Origin of the sequence: Pedobacter sp. (genome assembly GCF_041645105.1) — a bacterium.
In the GTDB taxonomy this organism is placed as follows: Bacteria; Bacteroidota; Bacteroidia; order Sphingobacteriales; family Sphingobacteriaceae; genus Pedobacter.
Map to the genome: position 1 here is coordinate 1 of NZ_JBAZQQ010000004.1, position 16,718 is coordinate 16,718.

Annotated in this window: 10 protein-coding genes; 7 read left to right on the top strand and 3 right to left on the bottom strand. The window is 37.3% G+C overall.

The window, feature by feature from the left end:
* Positions 1–271: 271 nt before the first annotated feature.
* On the top strand, positions 272–2,032 hold the full coding sequence (locus WC623_RS13455; RefSeq protein ID WP_372851876.1) for a S8 family serine peptidase: 1,761 nt from the start codon (positions 272–274) through the stop codon (positions 2,030–2,032).
* A 189-nt stretch (positions 2,033–2,221) separates the two neighbouring features.
* Complete coding sequence (locus tag WC623_RS13460; RefSeq protein ID WP_372851878.1) at positions 2,222–3,094, top strand: sugar phosphate isomerase/epimerase family protein; 873 nt, start codon at positions 2,222–2,224, stop codon at positions 3,092–3,094.
* A 58-nt stretch (positions 3,095–3,152) separates the two neighbouring features.
* Here the strand turns inward: WC623_RS13460 and WC623_RS13465 are convergent, their stop codons facing one another.
* The 3 genes from WC623_RS13465 to WC623_RS13475 all read right to left on the bottom strand — a co-directional run bounded on the left by WC623_RS13465 (position 3,153) and on the right by WC623_RS13475 (position 9,421).
* Positions 3,153–7,700, bottom strand: coding sequence for an efflux RND transporter permease subunit (locus tag WC623_RS13465; RefSeq protein WP_372851880.1), 4,548 nt, complete (start codon positions 7,698–7,700; stop codon positions 3,153–3,155).
* Between the two features lie 5 nt (positions 7,701–7,705).
* Complete coding sequence (locus WC623_RS13470) at positions 7,706–8,839, bottom strand: efflux RND transporter periplasmic adaptor subunit (RefSeq protein WP_372851882.1); 1,134 nt, start codon at positions 8,837–8,839, stop codon at positions 7,706–7,708.
* 222 nt (positions 8,840–9,061) lie between these two features.
* Positions 9,062–9,421 (bottom strand): hypothetical protein, encoded by a 360-nt coding sequence (locus WC623_RS13475; RefSeq protein ID WP_372851884.1) that lies wholly within the window; start codon positions 9,419–9,421, stop codon positions 9,062–9,064.
* Positions 9,422–9,651: 230 nt separating this feature from the next.
* Here WC623_RS13475 and bla point away from each other — a divergent pair, with 230 nt between their 5' ends.
* The 5 genes from bla to WC623_RS13500 all read left to right on the top strand — a co-directional run bounded on the left by bla (position 9,652) and on the right by WC623_RS13500 (position 16,709).
* Entirely contained in the window at positions 9,652–10,455 is an 804-nt protein-coding gene (bla, locus tag WC623_RS13480; protein ID WP_372851886.1) for a class A beta-lactamase, subclass A2, read from the top strand.
* Positions 10,456–10,513: 58 nt separating this feature from the next.
* Positions 10,514–10,924, top strand: coding sequence for a hypothetical protein (locus WC623_RS13485; protein ID WP_372851888.1), 411 nt, complete (start codon positions 10,514–10,516; stop codon positions 10,922–10,924).
* Positions 10,925–11,026: 102 nt separating this feature from the next.
* Positions 11,027–12,403: a TolC family protein gene (locus tag WC623_RS13490; RefSeq protein ID WP_372851890.1), complete on the top strand. Its 1,377-nt coding sequence runs from the start codon at positions 11,027–11,029 to the stop codon at positions 12,401–12,403.
* Between the two features lie 10 nt (positions 12,404–12,413).
* Positions 12,414–15,584, top strand: a complete 3,171-nt coding sequence (locus tag WC623_RS13495) for an efflux RND transporter permease subunit (RefSeq protein ID WP_372851892.1) — start codon at positions 12,414–12,416, stop codon at positions 15,582–15,584.
* 27 nt (positions 15,585–15,611) lie between these two features.
* Entirely contained in the window at positions 15,612–16,709 is a 1,098-nt protein-coding gene (locus WC623_RS13500; protein ID WP_372851894.1) for an efflux RND transporter periplasmic adaptor subunit, read from the top strand.
* The last annotated feature ends 9 nt before the right edge of the window (positions 16,710–16,718 follow it).

Consider the following 16,718-nt stretch of genomic DNA (forward strand, 5'->3'; position numbering starts at 1 on the left):
AACAGAGAAGTTAAGCCCACCAGAGCCGATGGTACTGCGGTAACACGTGGGAGAGTAGGTCGGTGCCAAATCTTAAAGAAAGCCGGTAGTTCAAATGACTACCGGCTTTTCTTGTTTATAATAATTTCAATCCCAATACATCGACAACCTCCCAATTCCTTCAATAGAAATTGCAACATGGTTCTGCTATGTTAAAAAATGCTAAATCTAAATGCCTGAAATTAATAAAACCGTATTATTGTAATTCCGTAAATTGACAAAGTTAAAATCTATGAAATTAAAGTATATATTATATTTTGTAAGTTTCCTATTCCTGAATTCAACAGCATTTTCTCAAGATAAAAATGTTAAACTGCCTGCGAACTGGTATAATCTTGACTTGTTACAGGATGGTTATTTTGGAATAAGTACTGAAAAGGCATACAAAGAATTACTAAAAGATAAAAAGCCTAAAGAAAGTATAATAGTTGCAGTAATCGATGGGGGTGTTCAGACTACTCATGAGGATTTAAAAGATGTACTTTGGACTAATGCAAAAGAGATTCCGAATAATGGAATAGATGATGATGGGAATGGCTATATTGATGACATTCATGGATGGAATTTTATAGGGTCTAAGAAGGGGAATCTTGCTTATGACAATCTTGAATTGATCCGGATCATTCGAAAATATATGCCTAAGTACCGTTCAACTATTAAATCGACAGTATTAGATAGTGTGGAAAAGGAAGAGTTTGCTATTTACAATAGAGCAAATGCTGAATTCGGTATTAAATATGATAATGCCCATCAGACTTTTGCTGTACTTTCAATAATTAATAGAATGCTCGATTCTGTAGGAAAGGTTAGTAATAAGCCAATTCCTTCATTAGATGATATGGAGAAGTACAAGGCGGATGGGGAAGAAGAGGAGCAATGTAAGAAGATCATTAGACGTGGTGTGAAAGAAAGTGGCTCTATGGAGAAATTTCATAAAGAAATGAAAGATGCCTACAAGCAATATGATATTATGTTGCGTTACAATCTGAATGTGAAATATGATCAGCGAGCTGAACTAGTTGGAGATGATTATAGCAATTCTTATGAACGTTTCTATGGCAATAATGATGTAGCCGGACCAAATGCGGATCATGGTTCTCATGTGGCTGGAATTATTGGTGCTAATAGAAATAATAATATAGGAATAAATGGTGTTGCCAATAATGTTCGCATTATGGGAATAAGAGTAGTTCCTGAAGGTGATGAGCGTGATAAAGATGTTGCTAATGGAATCAGGTATGCCGTTGACAATGGAGCAAGGGTGATTAATATGAGTTTTGGAAAAGGCTTCAATTGGGATAAAGTAGCTGTAGATTCTGCAGTGAAGTATGCTGAACAAAAAGGAGTGTTATTGGTGCATGCAGCAGGTAATGATAATCAGGATAACGATGTAGAGGAGAATTTTCCCAATAAGTATTATGTAAGCCCGGAAGCAACAGCATATAAGAAAGCCAATAAAAGAAAAGTTCAGGATGCCCTGTTACCATTGCTTAATCAAACTCAAGCACAGGGAAATGGAATGGGGAGAAATATTCCAGTTAAGGATCTTAAAATTGGTATTGATACACTTAAGTTTAAATTACCACATGCAACTAATTGGATAGAAGTAGGAGCAAGCGCTTATAAGAATGATGCGAGTTTAAAAGCATCTTTTTCTAATTATGGAAAATATACGGTTGATGTATTTGCACCTGGATTTATGATCAATTCTACTGTTCCAGACTCAAAGTATGAGGAGTTTGATGGTACAAGTATGGCAGCTCCTGTTGTTTCAGGGCTGGCAGCGTTGATTTTAAGTTATTATCCGGAATTTAAAGCGAAGGATATTAGAGAAATTATTATGAAGTCTGCAGTGAAAGTTCAGCAAAAGGTTAGGCGGGAGAATAAACGAGGGGAAACAGAAAGAGTCGCTTTTAAAGAGTTGTGTGTTAGTGGTGGTATTGCAAATGCTTACGAGGCATTAAAATTGGCAGCTACTTATAAACCACGTTAATAGTTTAAGCATTTATATACGGTAACATAAAGGGGACAAATCAATATGATCTGCCCCCTTTATGCTTTATGATGGGTTTCTTTAAAAGCTGATGGAATATCTTTAACAGAATTGATTTTGTTTTATACCTTAGTACTTTGCCAATTTAAATTTTGTGAACCTATCATCTGAATAAAACAAACCACACATATGAATTTTTTAAAAATTAAATCGGGCTTATTAATGAGTCTAGTTATGTTATTGGCTATTGCAGGTTGTAAAACCAGAGCCACCAGTACTGCAAAGTCTAATGTAAATCCAGAACAAAAACTTGGCTGGGAGCTGGGTTCCCAAGCCTATACATTTAGATTATTTACCTTCTTTGAAGCTGTTAAAAAAATTGACAGTTGCAACCTTAGATATGTTGAAGCATTTCCAGGGCAACTAATAGGTGGGGGGATTGAGGGTAAGATGGATCCCAATATGAGCGAAGCAACTAGAAAAGCAATTCTGAGTAAACTAAAGGCTGCTAATGTTAAAGTAATAGCTTTTGGTGTAACTAAGGGAAATAATGAGGCAGAATGGGTAAAGCTATTTGAATTTTGTAAATCAATGGGAATTCATACAATCACATCAGAACCTGATGAAAAGTCTATTCCTTTATTATCTAAGTTGGCTGATAAGTATGAAATTAATGTAGCGATTCATAATCATCCAAATCCTTCACACTATTGGAATCCAGATATTATATTGAATGCAATTAAAGGGCAAAGTAAAAGAATTGGTGCTTGTGCAGATATTGGACATTGGGTACGTTCGGGCTTAGATCCTGTAGCTTGCTTAAAGAAACTTGAAGGACATGTATTGCATTCACATATGAAGGATCTACATGAAACGGGTAAAAAGGGGCATGATGTTCACTGGGGAGAAGGTGTTTGCAATATTCCAGGTGTGATAGCTGAACTAAAGCGGCAAAACTTTAAAGGCGGAATTTCTGCTGAATATGAATACAATTGGAAAAGTAATAGTGCAGATGTTGCAGCAAGTGTTATAAACTTCCGTAATATGGTCACAAAAAAGTAACAGAAAATCCCCAAAAGCCAAATGCTTTTGGGGATTTTTAAAATAAAGAGAAAACTGATTATTTCCAACCTCCACCAAGGGCTTTGTATAAAGATATTTTATTCAAGGCCTGTTGTTTTTTAGCTTGCACTTCATTCAGCTCTGCATCCAGTACATTTCTTTGCGTAGTAATGATATCAAGGTAGGTTACTCTACCTGCCAGGAAGAGATCATTTGCTGCTTTAACAGCTAAATTTAACGCTTTTACTTCATCGGAGATATATACTCTTTTTAGCTTAATAAAGCTATGCGCTTTTAAAGCATCTTGTACTTCATTGTAAGCTTTAAGGACAATCTTTTCATAATTCTGAAAAGCGATGCCATAAGTTGCCGCGTAAGTTTGGTACTCCGCACGTAAGCGGTTTCGGTTAAAGATCGGAGCGGTTATTCCACCAACCAGACCATAAGCCAATGCAGTTTTAGACTGAAATAGCTTGCTGAAGTCGAACGATTGAAATCCAATTTGAGGAGATAATACAATAGCTGGTAGGAATGCAGCATTTGCTGCTTTCAGATCTTTTTGCGAAGCAATTAATGCTAGTCCTGCTTCTTTTATATCAGGTCTTAATGCAATCATTTGTAAAGGTATACCACTGTTAATAGGTTCCATAGCTATAAACTGTTCAAAGCTATTTTCCTTTAATTGTATATCCGCATCAAACTTGCCTGTTAAAAAGTTCAGATGATTTTGCATCAGTGTAATTTGCTGTTTTACTTCCTGAACTCGGGCATTTGAATTTGCTACAACGGCCCTAAATTGCTGGACACCTAATTCAGTAGCTACCCCAGCTTCTTTTTGAATTTCAATAAGTTTTAAGCCCCGCTGCTGAAGTACTATGTTCCTGTTTAATATGCTTAGCTCCTCATTCCAACTTAATAATTCAAAATAGGCACTTGCAACATTGCTGATCAGTTCTGTCTGAACAAGCTTTCGTCCCTCATATGATGCCAGAAATCTATTTAAGGCAGCCTGCTTTTTGTTTTTGAGTTTTCCCCAGAGATCAATTTCCCAGGAAGTTCTTAATCCTATAAAATAGTCGGGAAGGGGATTCGGAACACGTTCATCTTCTTTTAAGTTTTCTGAAAAATTGGAGTCGTAATTTCCGATTCCGTCAGCGGTATAAAAACCATACCTATGTAATCCAGCTTCAACAGCAAGATCTAAATTAGGTAGAGCCATACCTTTTCTAATACGTAAATTGGCTTTAGCAATCTCTATGTGATGTAAGGCTTGTTTGATATCTGCATTGTTTATAAGTGCAGTATCAATCAAAGTGATCAAAGCCTCATCTTTAAAGAATTCTCTCCAAGGTGTATTAGCTATGGTAATGCTATCTGTACTTTTATCATAAGAAATTGGAGCAGAACGATGCTTATGCTCTGCAGTTTCTTTATTCATCCCACAACTACTAAGAATAGATATTGCAGCAATAGCCACTATCATTTTTGCGACTGGAATTGTTTTCTTTTTCATAAGCGAAGAGAATAATACATAGAGCCCGGGTATAACGATAAGACCGACTATTGTGCCGATAATCATACCACCAACTGCAGCTGTACCTATTGATCTGTTTCCTAATGCACCTGCACCACTGGCAATCATCAAAGGAATCAAACCAGCTGCAAAAGCAAAGGATGTCATTAATATTGGACGTAGACGAGCTACTGATCCTTCAATTGCAGCTTGTAAAAAGCCCATGCCTTCTTTTTGTTTAATTAAGGCATATTCTACAATAAGGATTGCATTCTTTCCTAGCAAACCGATGAGCATGACCAGTGCTACCTGTGCGTAAATATTGTTTTCAAGTCCAAATGCCCATAAGAATAAGAAAGCTCCAAATATTCCTGCTGGTAAAGAAAGAAGTACAGGTAGGGGTAAAAGGAAACTTTCATACTGTGCGGCCAGAATCAGGTATACGAATAATAAACATAAGGCGAAGATATATACAGCTTGATTTCCCGAAAGGATTTGTTCACGCGTCATACCAGACCATTCAATTTCATATCCTGTGGGAAGATTTTTAGCAGCTTTCTCAACAGCTTCAATTGCTTGACCACTACTAAAACCGGGTGTTGCATCACCATTTAACATGGCCGAAGAGAACATATTATATCGGGTAATCTGTTCAGGACCATATACCCGTTCCATTGTTATGAAAGAAGAGAATGGTAACATTTCATCTTTATCATTCTTAATGAAAAGATTGAGTACATCTTCAGGTTTTTCCCGATAGCTTGGCCCTGCTTGCACCATAACCTTATACATTTGTCCATAACGAATAAAGTTGGTTGCATAAAAGCTCCCCATTAAGGTTTGTAGGGTATTCATTGCATTTTCTACACTGACACCTTTTTTAGCGGCAAGGTCATAATCTACCTTAAGCAAATATTGAGGGAAGCTTACGTCGAATGTGGTAAATACATTTTCTATTTCTGGAGCCGCTTTTAAATCTTTAATGAACTTTGTCAGTACTTCCGACGTCTTATTTAAATCATCATTACCCGTCTTGTCCAGCACGCGTAATTCGAATCCTGCAGAGTTACCAAAACCAGGAACAGTTGGCGGTGGGAAAAACTCTATTTCAGCATCCATGATATGTGCCGTCGCCTTTTTTAAAGCATTAATAACATCTGTAACAGATTCGTTCCTGTTGTCCCAGGCAACGAGGTTGATCATTCCCATTCCATAAGAAGCACCAGAAACCTCATTTACAAGGCTATATCCTGCAAGCGTAGACACCGTTTCTACGGAAGACATCTTTCTGCTTATTTCATCAATTTCGTTCAGTACAACTTCAGTTCGATCTACTGTAGCACCCGGTGGAGTCGTGACATTCACATAGATCATTCCCTGATCTTCAGTTGGGATAAATCCAGATGGAAGAATACTGCTCATTCCCCAAGTGGTGATAAAGAACACAATTAATAACCCAAAAGTTAGAATTCTACGACCAGCAATACGGCTCAGTAAACCTTTGTATCCATTAGCCATTTTGTTATAGCCTTTATTGAATCTGCCGAAGAAACGAGAGATAATCCCCTTTGATGCAGGTTTATCATGAGGAGAGCGAAGTATGATCGCACAAAGGGCAGGTGTAAGTGTTAATGCATTTATTCCGGAGATGATGATTGCCGAAGCGAGTGTCAGTGAAAACTGTCTGTAGAAAATCCCAACGGGTCCTGAAAGGAAGGCTACAGGAATAAAAACGGCTGACATAACCATGGTAATGGCAATTACCGGTTTACCTACTTCTTTCATAGCAGCAAGTGTTGCTTCCATGGGCTGTAAATGTTCCTCTTCCATTTTAGCATATACTGCTTCTACCACAACTATGGCGTTGTCGACCACTATACCTATAGCTAATACAAGCGCAAAAAGAGTCAGAAGGTTAATAGAGAATCCTAGCATTTGCATAAAGAACAATGCTCCTATTAAACATACAGGTACAGCAAGGGCTGGGATTAATGTGGATCGGAAATCTTGTAAGAAGATATATACAACAATAAAAACCAGGATAAATGCCTCGAGCAATGTGATCAAAACACTTGATATAGATGCATCAAGGAAGCGAGATACATCATAGCCCATGGTGTACTTCATTCCAGGAGGGAATGAACTTTTTTGCAAAGCCGCCATTCGTTCCTTTACATTTTTAATTACTTCCTGTGCATTTGACCCAGGCAATTGCTTCATCATTATAGAAGCTGATGGTCTGCCATCTGTTTTTGACACCATTTCGTAATCCAGTGAACCGAATTCTACATCTGCAATATCCTTTATCCTGATAATTGAACCGTCTGAATTAGCCCTGATAGGGATATTTTTGTATTCTTCCGCATCAGAGAATTTACCAGGATATCGCAAAACATATTGCTGCATATTTATGGATTTGTCGGAGCCTATTCCGGTTTGCCCGGGAGCAGCTTCTACGTTTTGTTTTCTTAATGCTGCGATTACATCCTCACTTGAAATTTGATAAGCAGCCAAACGATCAGGTTTAAGCCAGACACGCATCGCATAATCCCGTAAACCCATAATCTGGGCAAAACCAACACCTTCAATACGTTTCAGTTCTTTCAGGATATTGATATCTGTAAAGTTGTAAATGAAACGTTCATCGGCCGATTGATCTTCACTATAGATGTTGAGGTACATTAACATACTGTTCACCTCTTTTTCTGTGGTGACACCAGCTTTAATTACCTCTTCTGGCAATTCATCCAATACAGTCGTCACCCTGTTCTGTACATTTACAGCTGCAATATCAGGGTCTGTACCTACTTTAAAGAATACCTGTATTAACGTTGTTCCATTGTTTGTTGATACCGAACTCATGTAAGTCATACCGGCAACACCATTAATAGCTCTTTCCAAAGGAATTGCAACGGCATCAGTACTTACTTCTGCATTTGCGCCAGTATAATTTGCAGTTACTACGACTGAAGGTGGAACAATATCAGGAAATTGGGTCACTGGCAATGTAAAAAGAGCCAGTAGTCCCAAGAGCGTTATAAATAGCGAAATGACCAGTGATAATACTGGTCGTTTTATAAATTGTTCAAACATAATGATTAATTTTTTGCTACCGTATTCATTGCATTGATGCTGATATCAGTAGGTTTTACCTGCAGACCATCTCTTAAACTTTGGGTACCTTCAAATACAATTTTATCTGAGCTACTCAGTCCAGAATCAACGATATAATAGTGTCCAACACGTTGGCCTGCTTTAAAAGGTGTCATCTTTAACTTATTATCTTCAGTTAAAAGATATACATAGGTTCTGTCTTGTATCTCAAAAACAGATTTCTGATGTACAACAAGAATTTTTCCTGTTTTTGCGGGCACACTAATTTTTCCGGAGGCACCATGTTTTAGTAGTCCATTAGGATTTGGGAAGGTAGCTTTTAAAGACAATGAGCCAGTTTGACTTGCAAATTCACTTTCTGCAAAGCTTGCACTACCTTTAAATGGGTATTCTTCACCATTTGCCAAGGTAAGTTTAACCTGTTTTTTGAATCTGCTTTTAGAATAGGCAGAGTCATTTGCAATGGCGAGGTATTCTCTTTCTGTAATGGCGAAGTAAACGTTTACTGCGCTAAGGTCAGACACAGAAGTTAGGAGCGAACCTTCTTCGAGCAAACTACCCGCTTTTAAAGGTAAGCGATCAATTCGACCGCTAAATGGAGATTTAATCAGTGTATGTGCCAATCGTGATTTAGCATATTGGGCTACAGATTTAGCTTCGGCAATACGAGATTCTGCAGCTTTAAGTTTTGCAGCACCTAAGTCTAATTCAGATTTGGAAACCACATTGTTTTTAACCAGTATTTTAGTTCTATGCTGTTCCAGCTCAACAGTTTTTGCATCTGCAATTGCATTATTTAATGCAGCTTCTGCTTTGCTTAAGTCTGTTTTATATTCTTCATCATTAATTTTAAATAGAACCTGACCTTTTTTCACTGCAGCACCCTCTTCAACATATATCTTTTCTAAGAAGCCAGATAGTCTTGATCTTACTTCCACATTTTTTACAGCCTGTATATCTGCAATATATTCTTTATGGATTACAGTATCTAAAGTACTAACCAGTGCAACAGGCACAGATCTGGTTTCTTCGATAGTCTTCTCTTTACTTTGGGAGGTACAGCCAGCAATTGTAATTGCAACAAAAAATGGTAAATACGCTAAATGATTAAGTTTCATAGTGTTTATTAATTTTAATGGATGCAGTTTACATCCATGGTATTCAAGATTTTAATCAGGGATGTTAGATGTGATTGAGTAAGAATAATGAAAAGGAGAGGGCACCAGAATGTGGTTTCCTTTGATTCTGATTCCGGGCAAAAAAAAGCAGGGGCACTATCTAAAGATCTGCCTGTAGTTTTAAAGCTTGAAAATCAATTCTTAAACAAATAAATAGAACAACTAGAAAGGTTTGAACCTAAACAAGTGTGAGTAATAACTGGGTAAACAGACGCTTTTTGTTTTATAAAAAGGATGTTCAATAACAATAACCTTTCCTATTTGTCTTGCCAGAAAGAAGGAAAGAACCAGCAAAATAGCTGGCATGATATGAATGATTGAATTGAAGAGTCTGTAACTTTCATTAGGAATTTCTATGTCATCGACCAGATTATCCATTGGGATATTCATGACATCATCGAGTACAAATTCAATAAATGAGTCACCTGCAAATATGTTTTTTACAGAAGTTTCTCCACCTTCATAAGTGATGGTGTTCAAATACGCGAAGAGCGATAAGAAATGAAACAGCTTAATAAACATATGGGCCAAAGATAATTTTTTGCGAAGGCTAATTTTCTACAAAACCGAGTATTGACAATTTTATGATATATACTATTTTATCATTTACTTTTAAAAATGGATTTATAATGAGCAGCTAAGTAATTTCTTAAATTTGTTTTATGAAGAACATCTATCCCATTGTTTTAATATTTATAACCTTCATTTTTTCATTTATCGGTTGTGCAAAAAATGACAAATTTCAACATAAAATGGAGACTGTCATTAATGGTCAAAAAGCCGATGTTGGTGTCTCTGTATTATTTTTAGAAGATGGAAGATCTGTTTCAGTAAATGGAGATAAACATTATCCTATGCAAAGTGTGTACAAATTTCACCTTGCTCTTGCTGTGCTAGATCAGGTTGATAAGGGAGCGTTTAAACTAGAGCAGGGAATTCTTGTTAAAAAGAGTGATTTGTTACCAAATACATGGAGTCCGTTAAGAGATAAATACCCAAATGGAAATGTAACATTACCCTTGTCCGAAATCATTCGAGTTACTGTGGCGGAGAGTGATAATAATGGTTGTGATATATTGTTTCGCTTAGTTGGAGGTACAAATAAGGTACATGAATATATCGGGAAACTAGGAATTAAAGATTGTGCTATAGTGGGAACCGAAGAAGAAATGCACGAGGATGAGGAGATGCAGTTTAGAAATTGGACAACACCAAATGCGGCAAATGCACTAATGTTAAAGTTTTGTAAAGGACAGGTGCTTGAAAAGGCTACCACTGATTTTTTGATGAAAACAATGGAGGGAACTGTTTCAGGTCCAAATAAAATTAAGGGGTTATTGCCTGAAGGTACCGCTGTCGCTCATAAAACAGGAAATTCAGGAATAAATAAAGTGGGAGTGATGACTGCTTCCAATGACATTGGCATTATTACTCTTCCGAATGGGAATAAAATGCTGGTTTCAATTTTTGTATCTATGTCTAAAGAAAGCGAGCAGAGAATTGATCAGATCATTGCCCAACTCGCAAGAACTGGCTGGGATGAAGCGACTAAATGAACTGCCCGTATTCAGTAACTTTTGTCCAACACAAATAAAATCAGTACTTTTGCAATTGATGAGGTTAAACAAAACATATCTTAATACAATTAAATGGCGGCCAATTATTGGTATTATTGCTATCTTTTGTGTTATTTTATCCTCTTGTGCAATCAAGTCAAGTATCAAAAGTCAATTAGGAGTTCAGCATACTGCTGCTCAGAAAAATGGCTTAAATAATCAAGGTAAATCTTTTATTTCTTCTTCTGCAACGGACTGTCTTTATGCTGCCGATGCAAAGGTTTTTAATATTCAGAAACCTGATATTAAGTTAAGTGGTGCTTCCATAGCAATTTTAGCATTTTGTACTTTTTCATTCTTATTTGGTTTCCATCTTTTACAGAAACAGAATAAGCACCCATTTTATAATAGCGGTCAGATTTCAGGCTCCCTGCCTATCTTTCTTCAGTATCGCAAACTTATCATATAATACCAGTATTTATACACAGCTTTTTAAGCGTGTGCAATTCTCTATGTAGTTTATTTCAATAAACCATACCGAATACTTTTTGGTATTAAATAATTTTTAAACATGATAAGATTTTTCTTGTCGGCCAGTATTTTCTTTTGGCTGACATTGGCTGCACCAGCTCTTTATGCGCAGCAAAAGCAACATACATTGGGAGACTTATGGTCATTGGTAGAGAAAAACTACCCTGGGATTATGGCTAAGCAATCAGACATTGAATCTGCAAAGTATTCTGAAAGAGCTACAAAAAGTAATGCTTTACCACAAGGCAAAATGCAGATGCAAAATAACTATGGTACTTACGAAGCAAGTACTGGAGGTTTTTTTCAGCAACCCGGACTATTTAATGTAAATGGTGCCAAAGGGTTAAGTGGCTCTTCTACCGCAGCAAGTACTTTTGGTTCTGCAACATTGGAATTTGAATTATTTGCTTTTGGAAGACAGCAGGCAGAAAATAAAGCTACTGAAATGCTGACCGCACTTAGTTCTGCCGATAAAGAAGCCTATTTGGTTAGCTTGAAAAAAGAACTTTCAACTCGGTATATCCAGCTTATTTATAATAACGTCAAGTTGAAATGGATAGATCAGAATGCAGCTCGTCTTTATGACATCAAAAAGTCAGCCGCTGGATTAGCCCGATCTGGAATTAAACCTGCTGCTGATAGTCTTTTAGCTTATTCGTCATATATCCAGGCTTTAGCTGAAAGAGACAATCTGGCAGGTAATAAAAGCGCATCTACACAACTTTTAAAAGAACTTCATGTTCAAGATGTATCGGATTATTCTTATTCAGAAGCCGGATTTATCAAACCTACATTTAGTAATTCGAATCCTGCATCAATAAATCCCTTACATCCATTTCTTGAGACATTTGATAAACAATCATCTTATCATGAATTAAATGGAATTGCTGAGAAAAGATCTGCTCTACCATCTATAAAGCTCCTTGGTGGATATGCTTATAGAGGAACAGGAATTGGTTCGACAGGTTCTGTTTCGGGTAATTGGAAAGATGGATTTTCAAACAGTACCAATAATGTTTTAGTAGGACTTGGACTCTCCTGGAATCTGACCAACTTATATAGTAACAGGTTAAAGGCAAATGCGCAGTTTAAAAAGGCTGAAAAAACAAAATTTATGCAAGGCCAATTTGAATTACAAATGACAGCAAATTTAGGGGCTGCAAAAAGTAAATTAGGTGAGCAGCAAAAGCAATTGACCAAGACTGCTGATGCTGTAAAGCATGTTTTAGATGCTTACAATATGTATATGGCACGGTATAAAAGTGGTCTGATCACATTAACCGAATTATTGCAAATACGCATGCTACTAGAACAAGCTGAAAATAACCATATCGAAGCCTCTCGCAGCTACTGGCTGCAATTGGTTAATGAAGCTGAACTCACAAATAATTTCGACTTTTTATTTAATAACCTTTAAATCTTAGCAAATGAATCTTATACGTTTGGCTTTAAGAAAACCGATTGCTGTGATGGTGCTTGTCATGGTAATTGGTGTCTTTTCTTTTAATACCATTAAAAATATAAAAGTTGACATTTTTCCTGAAGTAGAACTTCCGGCAATGTACATTTCTATGCCTTATGGAGGACTCTCTCCTGCATATATGGATGGCTTTATGGCTAATGAATTCCAAAAGGTTTTACTTTTTGTGGCAGGTGTAAAAAACATCGATTTCAAAAGTATACAAGGGCTGACCATGATGAAGCTTACTTTTTATCCGGGGACAGATATGGCGCAGGCTGCTGGAGAGGTCTCTACACAGGTCAACAGAGCTATGGGTTTCTTACCTCCTGGAGCTGTGCCTCCAATGGTAGTTCGTTTTGATGGAAATTCCTTGCCAGTAGGACAATTGGTCTTTGAAAGTCCGCAACGTTCTATTACAGAGATACAGACATTGGTGTTGACTAAAATACGCCCTATGTTTGTGACTATACCTGGGATTACAGCGCCCGCTCCGTTTGGAGGAAATAACCGTACCATACTGATCAACATTGATCCGATGGCCATGCAGGCGAATGGATTAAGTCCAGAAGAAATCACTTTAGCAATTACCAAAAATAGTCATCCATCACCTGCCGGTAATATCCGAATTGGTGATGAGAACTTCATGGCACCTATTAATTCCATTGCAAAGAACCCAACAGAATTTTTAAAGACTCCCGTTAAAACTATTGACGGACGTACTATTTATGTTGGTGATGTTGCAAGTGTTCAGGATGGTGCCGATCAGACTGTTGGTTATGCTCTGGTAAACGGTAAAAGATCTGTTTACCTACCCGTCATCAAGAAAGCAGATGCTTCTACACTGGATGCAGTCGAAAATTTAAAATTAGCATTGCCAACACTAAAAGACCAGTTGCCAGAAGATGTTAATATTCGGTATGAATTTGACCAATCTAAGTACATCGAACGCTCATTAACTAACTTGGTTCACGAAGGCGTACTAGGAGCTGTATTTACTGGTTTAGTTATCCTGCTGTTTTTGGGAGATACACGCGGAGCAATTATTGTTGTGCTGACCATTCCTATTGCAATTTTATCAGCCGTATGTGCACTGTATATGCTGGGGTATACGATTAACATGATGACTTTGAGTGGCCTGGCGCTTTCCATTGGCATATTGGTTGACGAGGCCACAGTAACCATTGAAAATATACACCAGCATATGGAAATGGGTAAGAAAAAACAGCGTGCAATTATAGATGCACTACTGGAAATCTCTATCCCTAAATTGTTGATCATGCTATGTATCCTTACGGTACTGACACCAGCCTTTATTATGACTGGGATCCCTAAAGATATGTTCCTTCCATTATCTATGGCAGTTGCTTTTGCTATGATTGCATCCTTCCTGGCATCACAAACTTTTGTGCCAATTTTAGCCAACTGGATGATGAAGAATAAGCATGAGTCAGTTGATAAACAATTGGGTAGAAAGAAAAGCTTGTTTAATAAATTCAGAACCCGCTATGCATTTCAATTAAGAAAATGGTCAGGAAGATCTGTGGTTTTATTTGCTTCCTATGTTGTATTAGCGGGGGGAATTATTGCATTAGTTTTAAGAGTCGTAGGAACAGATGTTATGCCTGTTTCAAATAGTGGCGATTTTCAAGTTAGAGTAGTTGCTCCTCAAGGTAGCAGAATTGAAAAAACGGAAGCTTTAGTTAAGCGCATTATAGAAGATGTAAAAGGGCAGGTACCAGAAAATGGTCTATCCATCAGTTCTGCTTATATAGGTATGCATCCGGCATCAACGCCAATTAATCCTATCTTTTTATTTACCAGTTCTTCAAATGAAGCTGTATTACAGATTTCTATTGATCAGGAAATTTACAAAGGGTCTATTGAAGAATTAAAGGAGAATCTGAGAAAAGTTGTTGCGAAAAACCATCCCGAAGCTAGAATTAATTTTGAAGCTATGGACCTGACCGAAAAGATTATGGGACAGGGGGCAATGACACCTATTGAAGTTAAAGTTGGAGCAAATCAGTTAAAAGTTGCTGAAAAGCATGCTAGAAAGATTGAGGAGAAGCTAAAGGAAATTCCCTATCTGCGGGATGTACGCATAGCTGAGTCATTAAACTATCCCACTTTGCAGATAGATGTAGACCGAAACCTGGCTGCACAATTTGGACTGACAATGCAAGATGTTACACGTAGTATGGTTGCTGTAACTTCGTCAACACGTTACACCGATAAAAATCTTTGGATTGATCCTAAATCGGGACTTGTATTCCAGACCCAGGTTCAAATACCTGAAGAGATCATGGCCACCGAAGAAATGTTACGTTCAATACCTTTAAAGAAAGGGAGTTTAAGACCAGTTTTGGAAGATGTTGCCACTATAAAAAGAGCGCCTGCAGCAGCACAAATTAATCGTAAAGGACCTCACCGATACGTCACGTTGGTTGCAAATATGTATAATAAAGACCTTGGTACTGCGTCAAAAGCTGTAAAAGCAGCTATTAAGGATGCAGGAGTTCCGCCTAAAGGTACCACAGTTTGGACTGAGGGAACATTGCAGCTTTTGGATGATACATTAGATAGTCTGATCATCGGACTTGGTGTAGCTGTTATTGCAATATTCCTGATGTTAGCTGCCTTTTATCAATCCTTTAGAGTGCCATTGGTTATTTTATCAGTAGTACCATCTGTTATAGCTGGGAGTTTGATTATACTTTTCTTAACAGGAAGTACCCTCAACTTACAATCCTATATGGGTATTATCATGTCCATCGGTGTTTCGGTTTCCAATGCTGTTTTGTTAGTCAACCAGGCAGAATATTACAGAAAGCACTATGCTCTTAGGCCTATTCATGCGGCACGGATGGCTGCTGCATCACGTTTAAGGCCTGTATTAATGACTGCTGCAGCGATGTTTGCAGGTATGTTGCCCATGGCAATAGGAATGGGGGATGGTGCTGAACAAGTTGCCCCTTTAGGAAGAGCAGTGATAGGAGGGTTGTTAGCTTCAACCTTTACAATCTTATTATTGGTGCCTCATTTCTTTGCATCTGTGATGTCTAAGGCTTCCATAGTGAACCCATCTCTGGATCCAGACGATGAGAAAAGTCAATATTATTCAACCCAAAAAGCGTAACAAACTAAAAACAAATTCATTAATGTTATGAAACAATTAAAGAAAATAAGTTTATATATTATTTGTAGTTTAATCTCCATCAGTACTCTTTTATCATGTTCAGCAAAGCCTGAGGAAAAAAAAGAAGATAAACAGGTTAATAAGAAAGCACCAGTTTCTGTAGAAACTGAACAAGTTCAATTTATCAACCCTACATATACCATATCAATCCCGGGTGAATTGGAACCTTATGATGAGGTACAGGTTTATGCGAAGGTCAATGGCTTCATTCAGAAAATGTATGTAGACAGAGGTACCTATGTTCGCAAAAATCAGCTACTCGCCGTTTTAGAAGCTCCAGAAATGGATCAACAGTACTTATCAGATAAGTCTAAACAAGAAAAAATGCACAGTGATTACCTTTTTACAAAACAGAACTATGAACGTTTACTGGAGGCTTCGTCAACTGACGGAGCAGTTGCAAAGATTGAGCTAGACAGAGCAAAAAGTATGATGCAAGGTGCTAAATCTGCTTATGAATCTTCTAAAGCAGGTACTGCACATGCTTCTCAATTAAAACAATATTTGCGTATTGTTGCTCCATTTGATGGGGTGATAACTAAGAAAAATGTTTCTTTGGGCGCTTTGGTAGGACCAGGTTCAAATCAGCCCTTGTTCAATATTGCACAAGGGAACAAGTTACGTTTAACTTTATCTATGCCTGAAAAACATACTGCATCTGTTAAAGATGGTATGAAAGCAAAATTTACAGTTAGTTCTCATCCTGGAGATGTATTTGAAGCAAAATTATCAAGAACATCTGGATTCTTAAATGTGCAAAATCGCTCTTTAACACTTGAGTTTGACGTAGATAATTCCGATAAAAAACTTCAGGGAGGAGAATATGCACAAGTAAAACTAAACTTACAAAGGAAGTCACCATCTTATTGGGTTGCACCTAAAAGTATTATCAATGCACAATCAGGTACATTTATTATGGCTCTGAATAATAATGAAATTAAACGGATTCTAGTTAAAGAAGGTGTTCGTTTGGATAGTCTTGTAGAAGTTTTTGGTGATATTAGTGCTCAAGAACAAGTATTAAAAAATCCATCAGAAGAACTTGAAGTAGGAAAATTAAACTAAAGAAAAAAT

Bases quoted from the DNA above. Each gene is read 5' to 3' on its own strand.
- WC623_RS13475 (WP_372851884.1), bottom strand. From the start codon at position 9,421: ATGTTTATTAAGCTGTTTCATTTCTTATCGCTCTTCGCGTATTTGAAC.
- WC623_RS13470 (WP_372851882.1), bottom strand. From the start codon at position 8,839: ATGAAACTTAATCATTTAGCGTATTTACCATTTTTTGTTGCAATTACA.
- WC623_RS13490 (WP_372851890.1), top strand. From the start codon at position 11,027: ATGATAAGATTTTTCTTGTCGGCCAGTATTTTCTTTTGGCTGACATTG.
- WC623_RS13465 (WP_372851880.1), bottom strand. From the start codon at position 7,700: ATGTTTGAACAATTTATAAAACGACCAGTATTATCACTGGTCATTTCG.
- WC623_RS13455 (WP_372851876.1), top strand. From the start codon at position 272: ATGAAATTAAAGTATATATTATATTTTGTAAGTTTCCTATTCCTGAAT.
- WC623_RS13495 (WP_372851892.1), top strand. From the start codon at position 12,414: ATGAATCTTATACGTTTGGCTTTAAGAAAACCGATTGCTGTGATGGTG.
- WC623_RS13460 (WP_372851878.1), top strand. From the start codon at position 2,222: ATGAATTTTTTAAAAATTAAATCGGGCTTATTAATGAGTCTAGTTATG.
- WC623_RS13485 (WP_372851888.1), top strand. From the start codon at position 10,514: ATGAGGTTAAACAAAACATATCTTAATACAATTAAATGGCGGCCAATT.
- WC623_RS13500 (WP_372851894.1), top strand. From the start codon at position 15,612: ATGAAACAATTAAAGAAAATAAGTTTATATATTATTTGTAGTTTAATC.
- bla (WP_372851886.1), top strand. From the start codon at position 9,652: ATGGAGACTGTCATTAATGGTCAAAAAGCCGATGTTGGTGTCTCTGTA.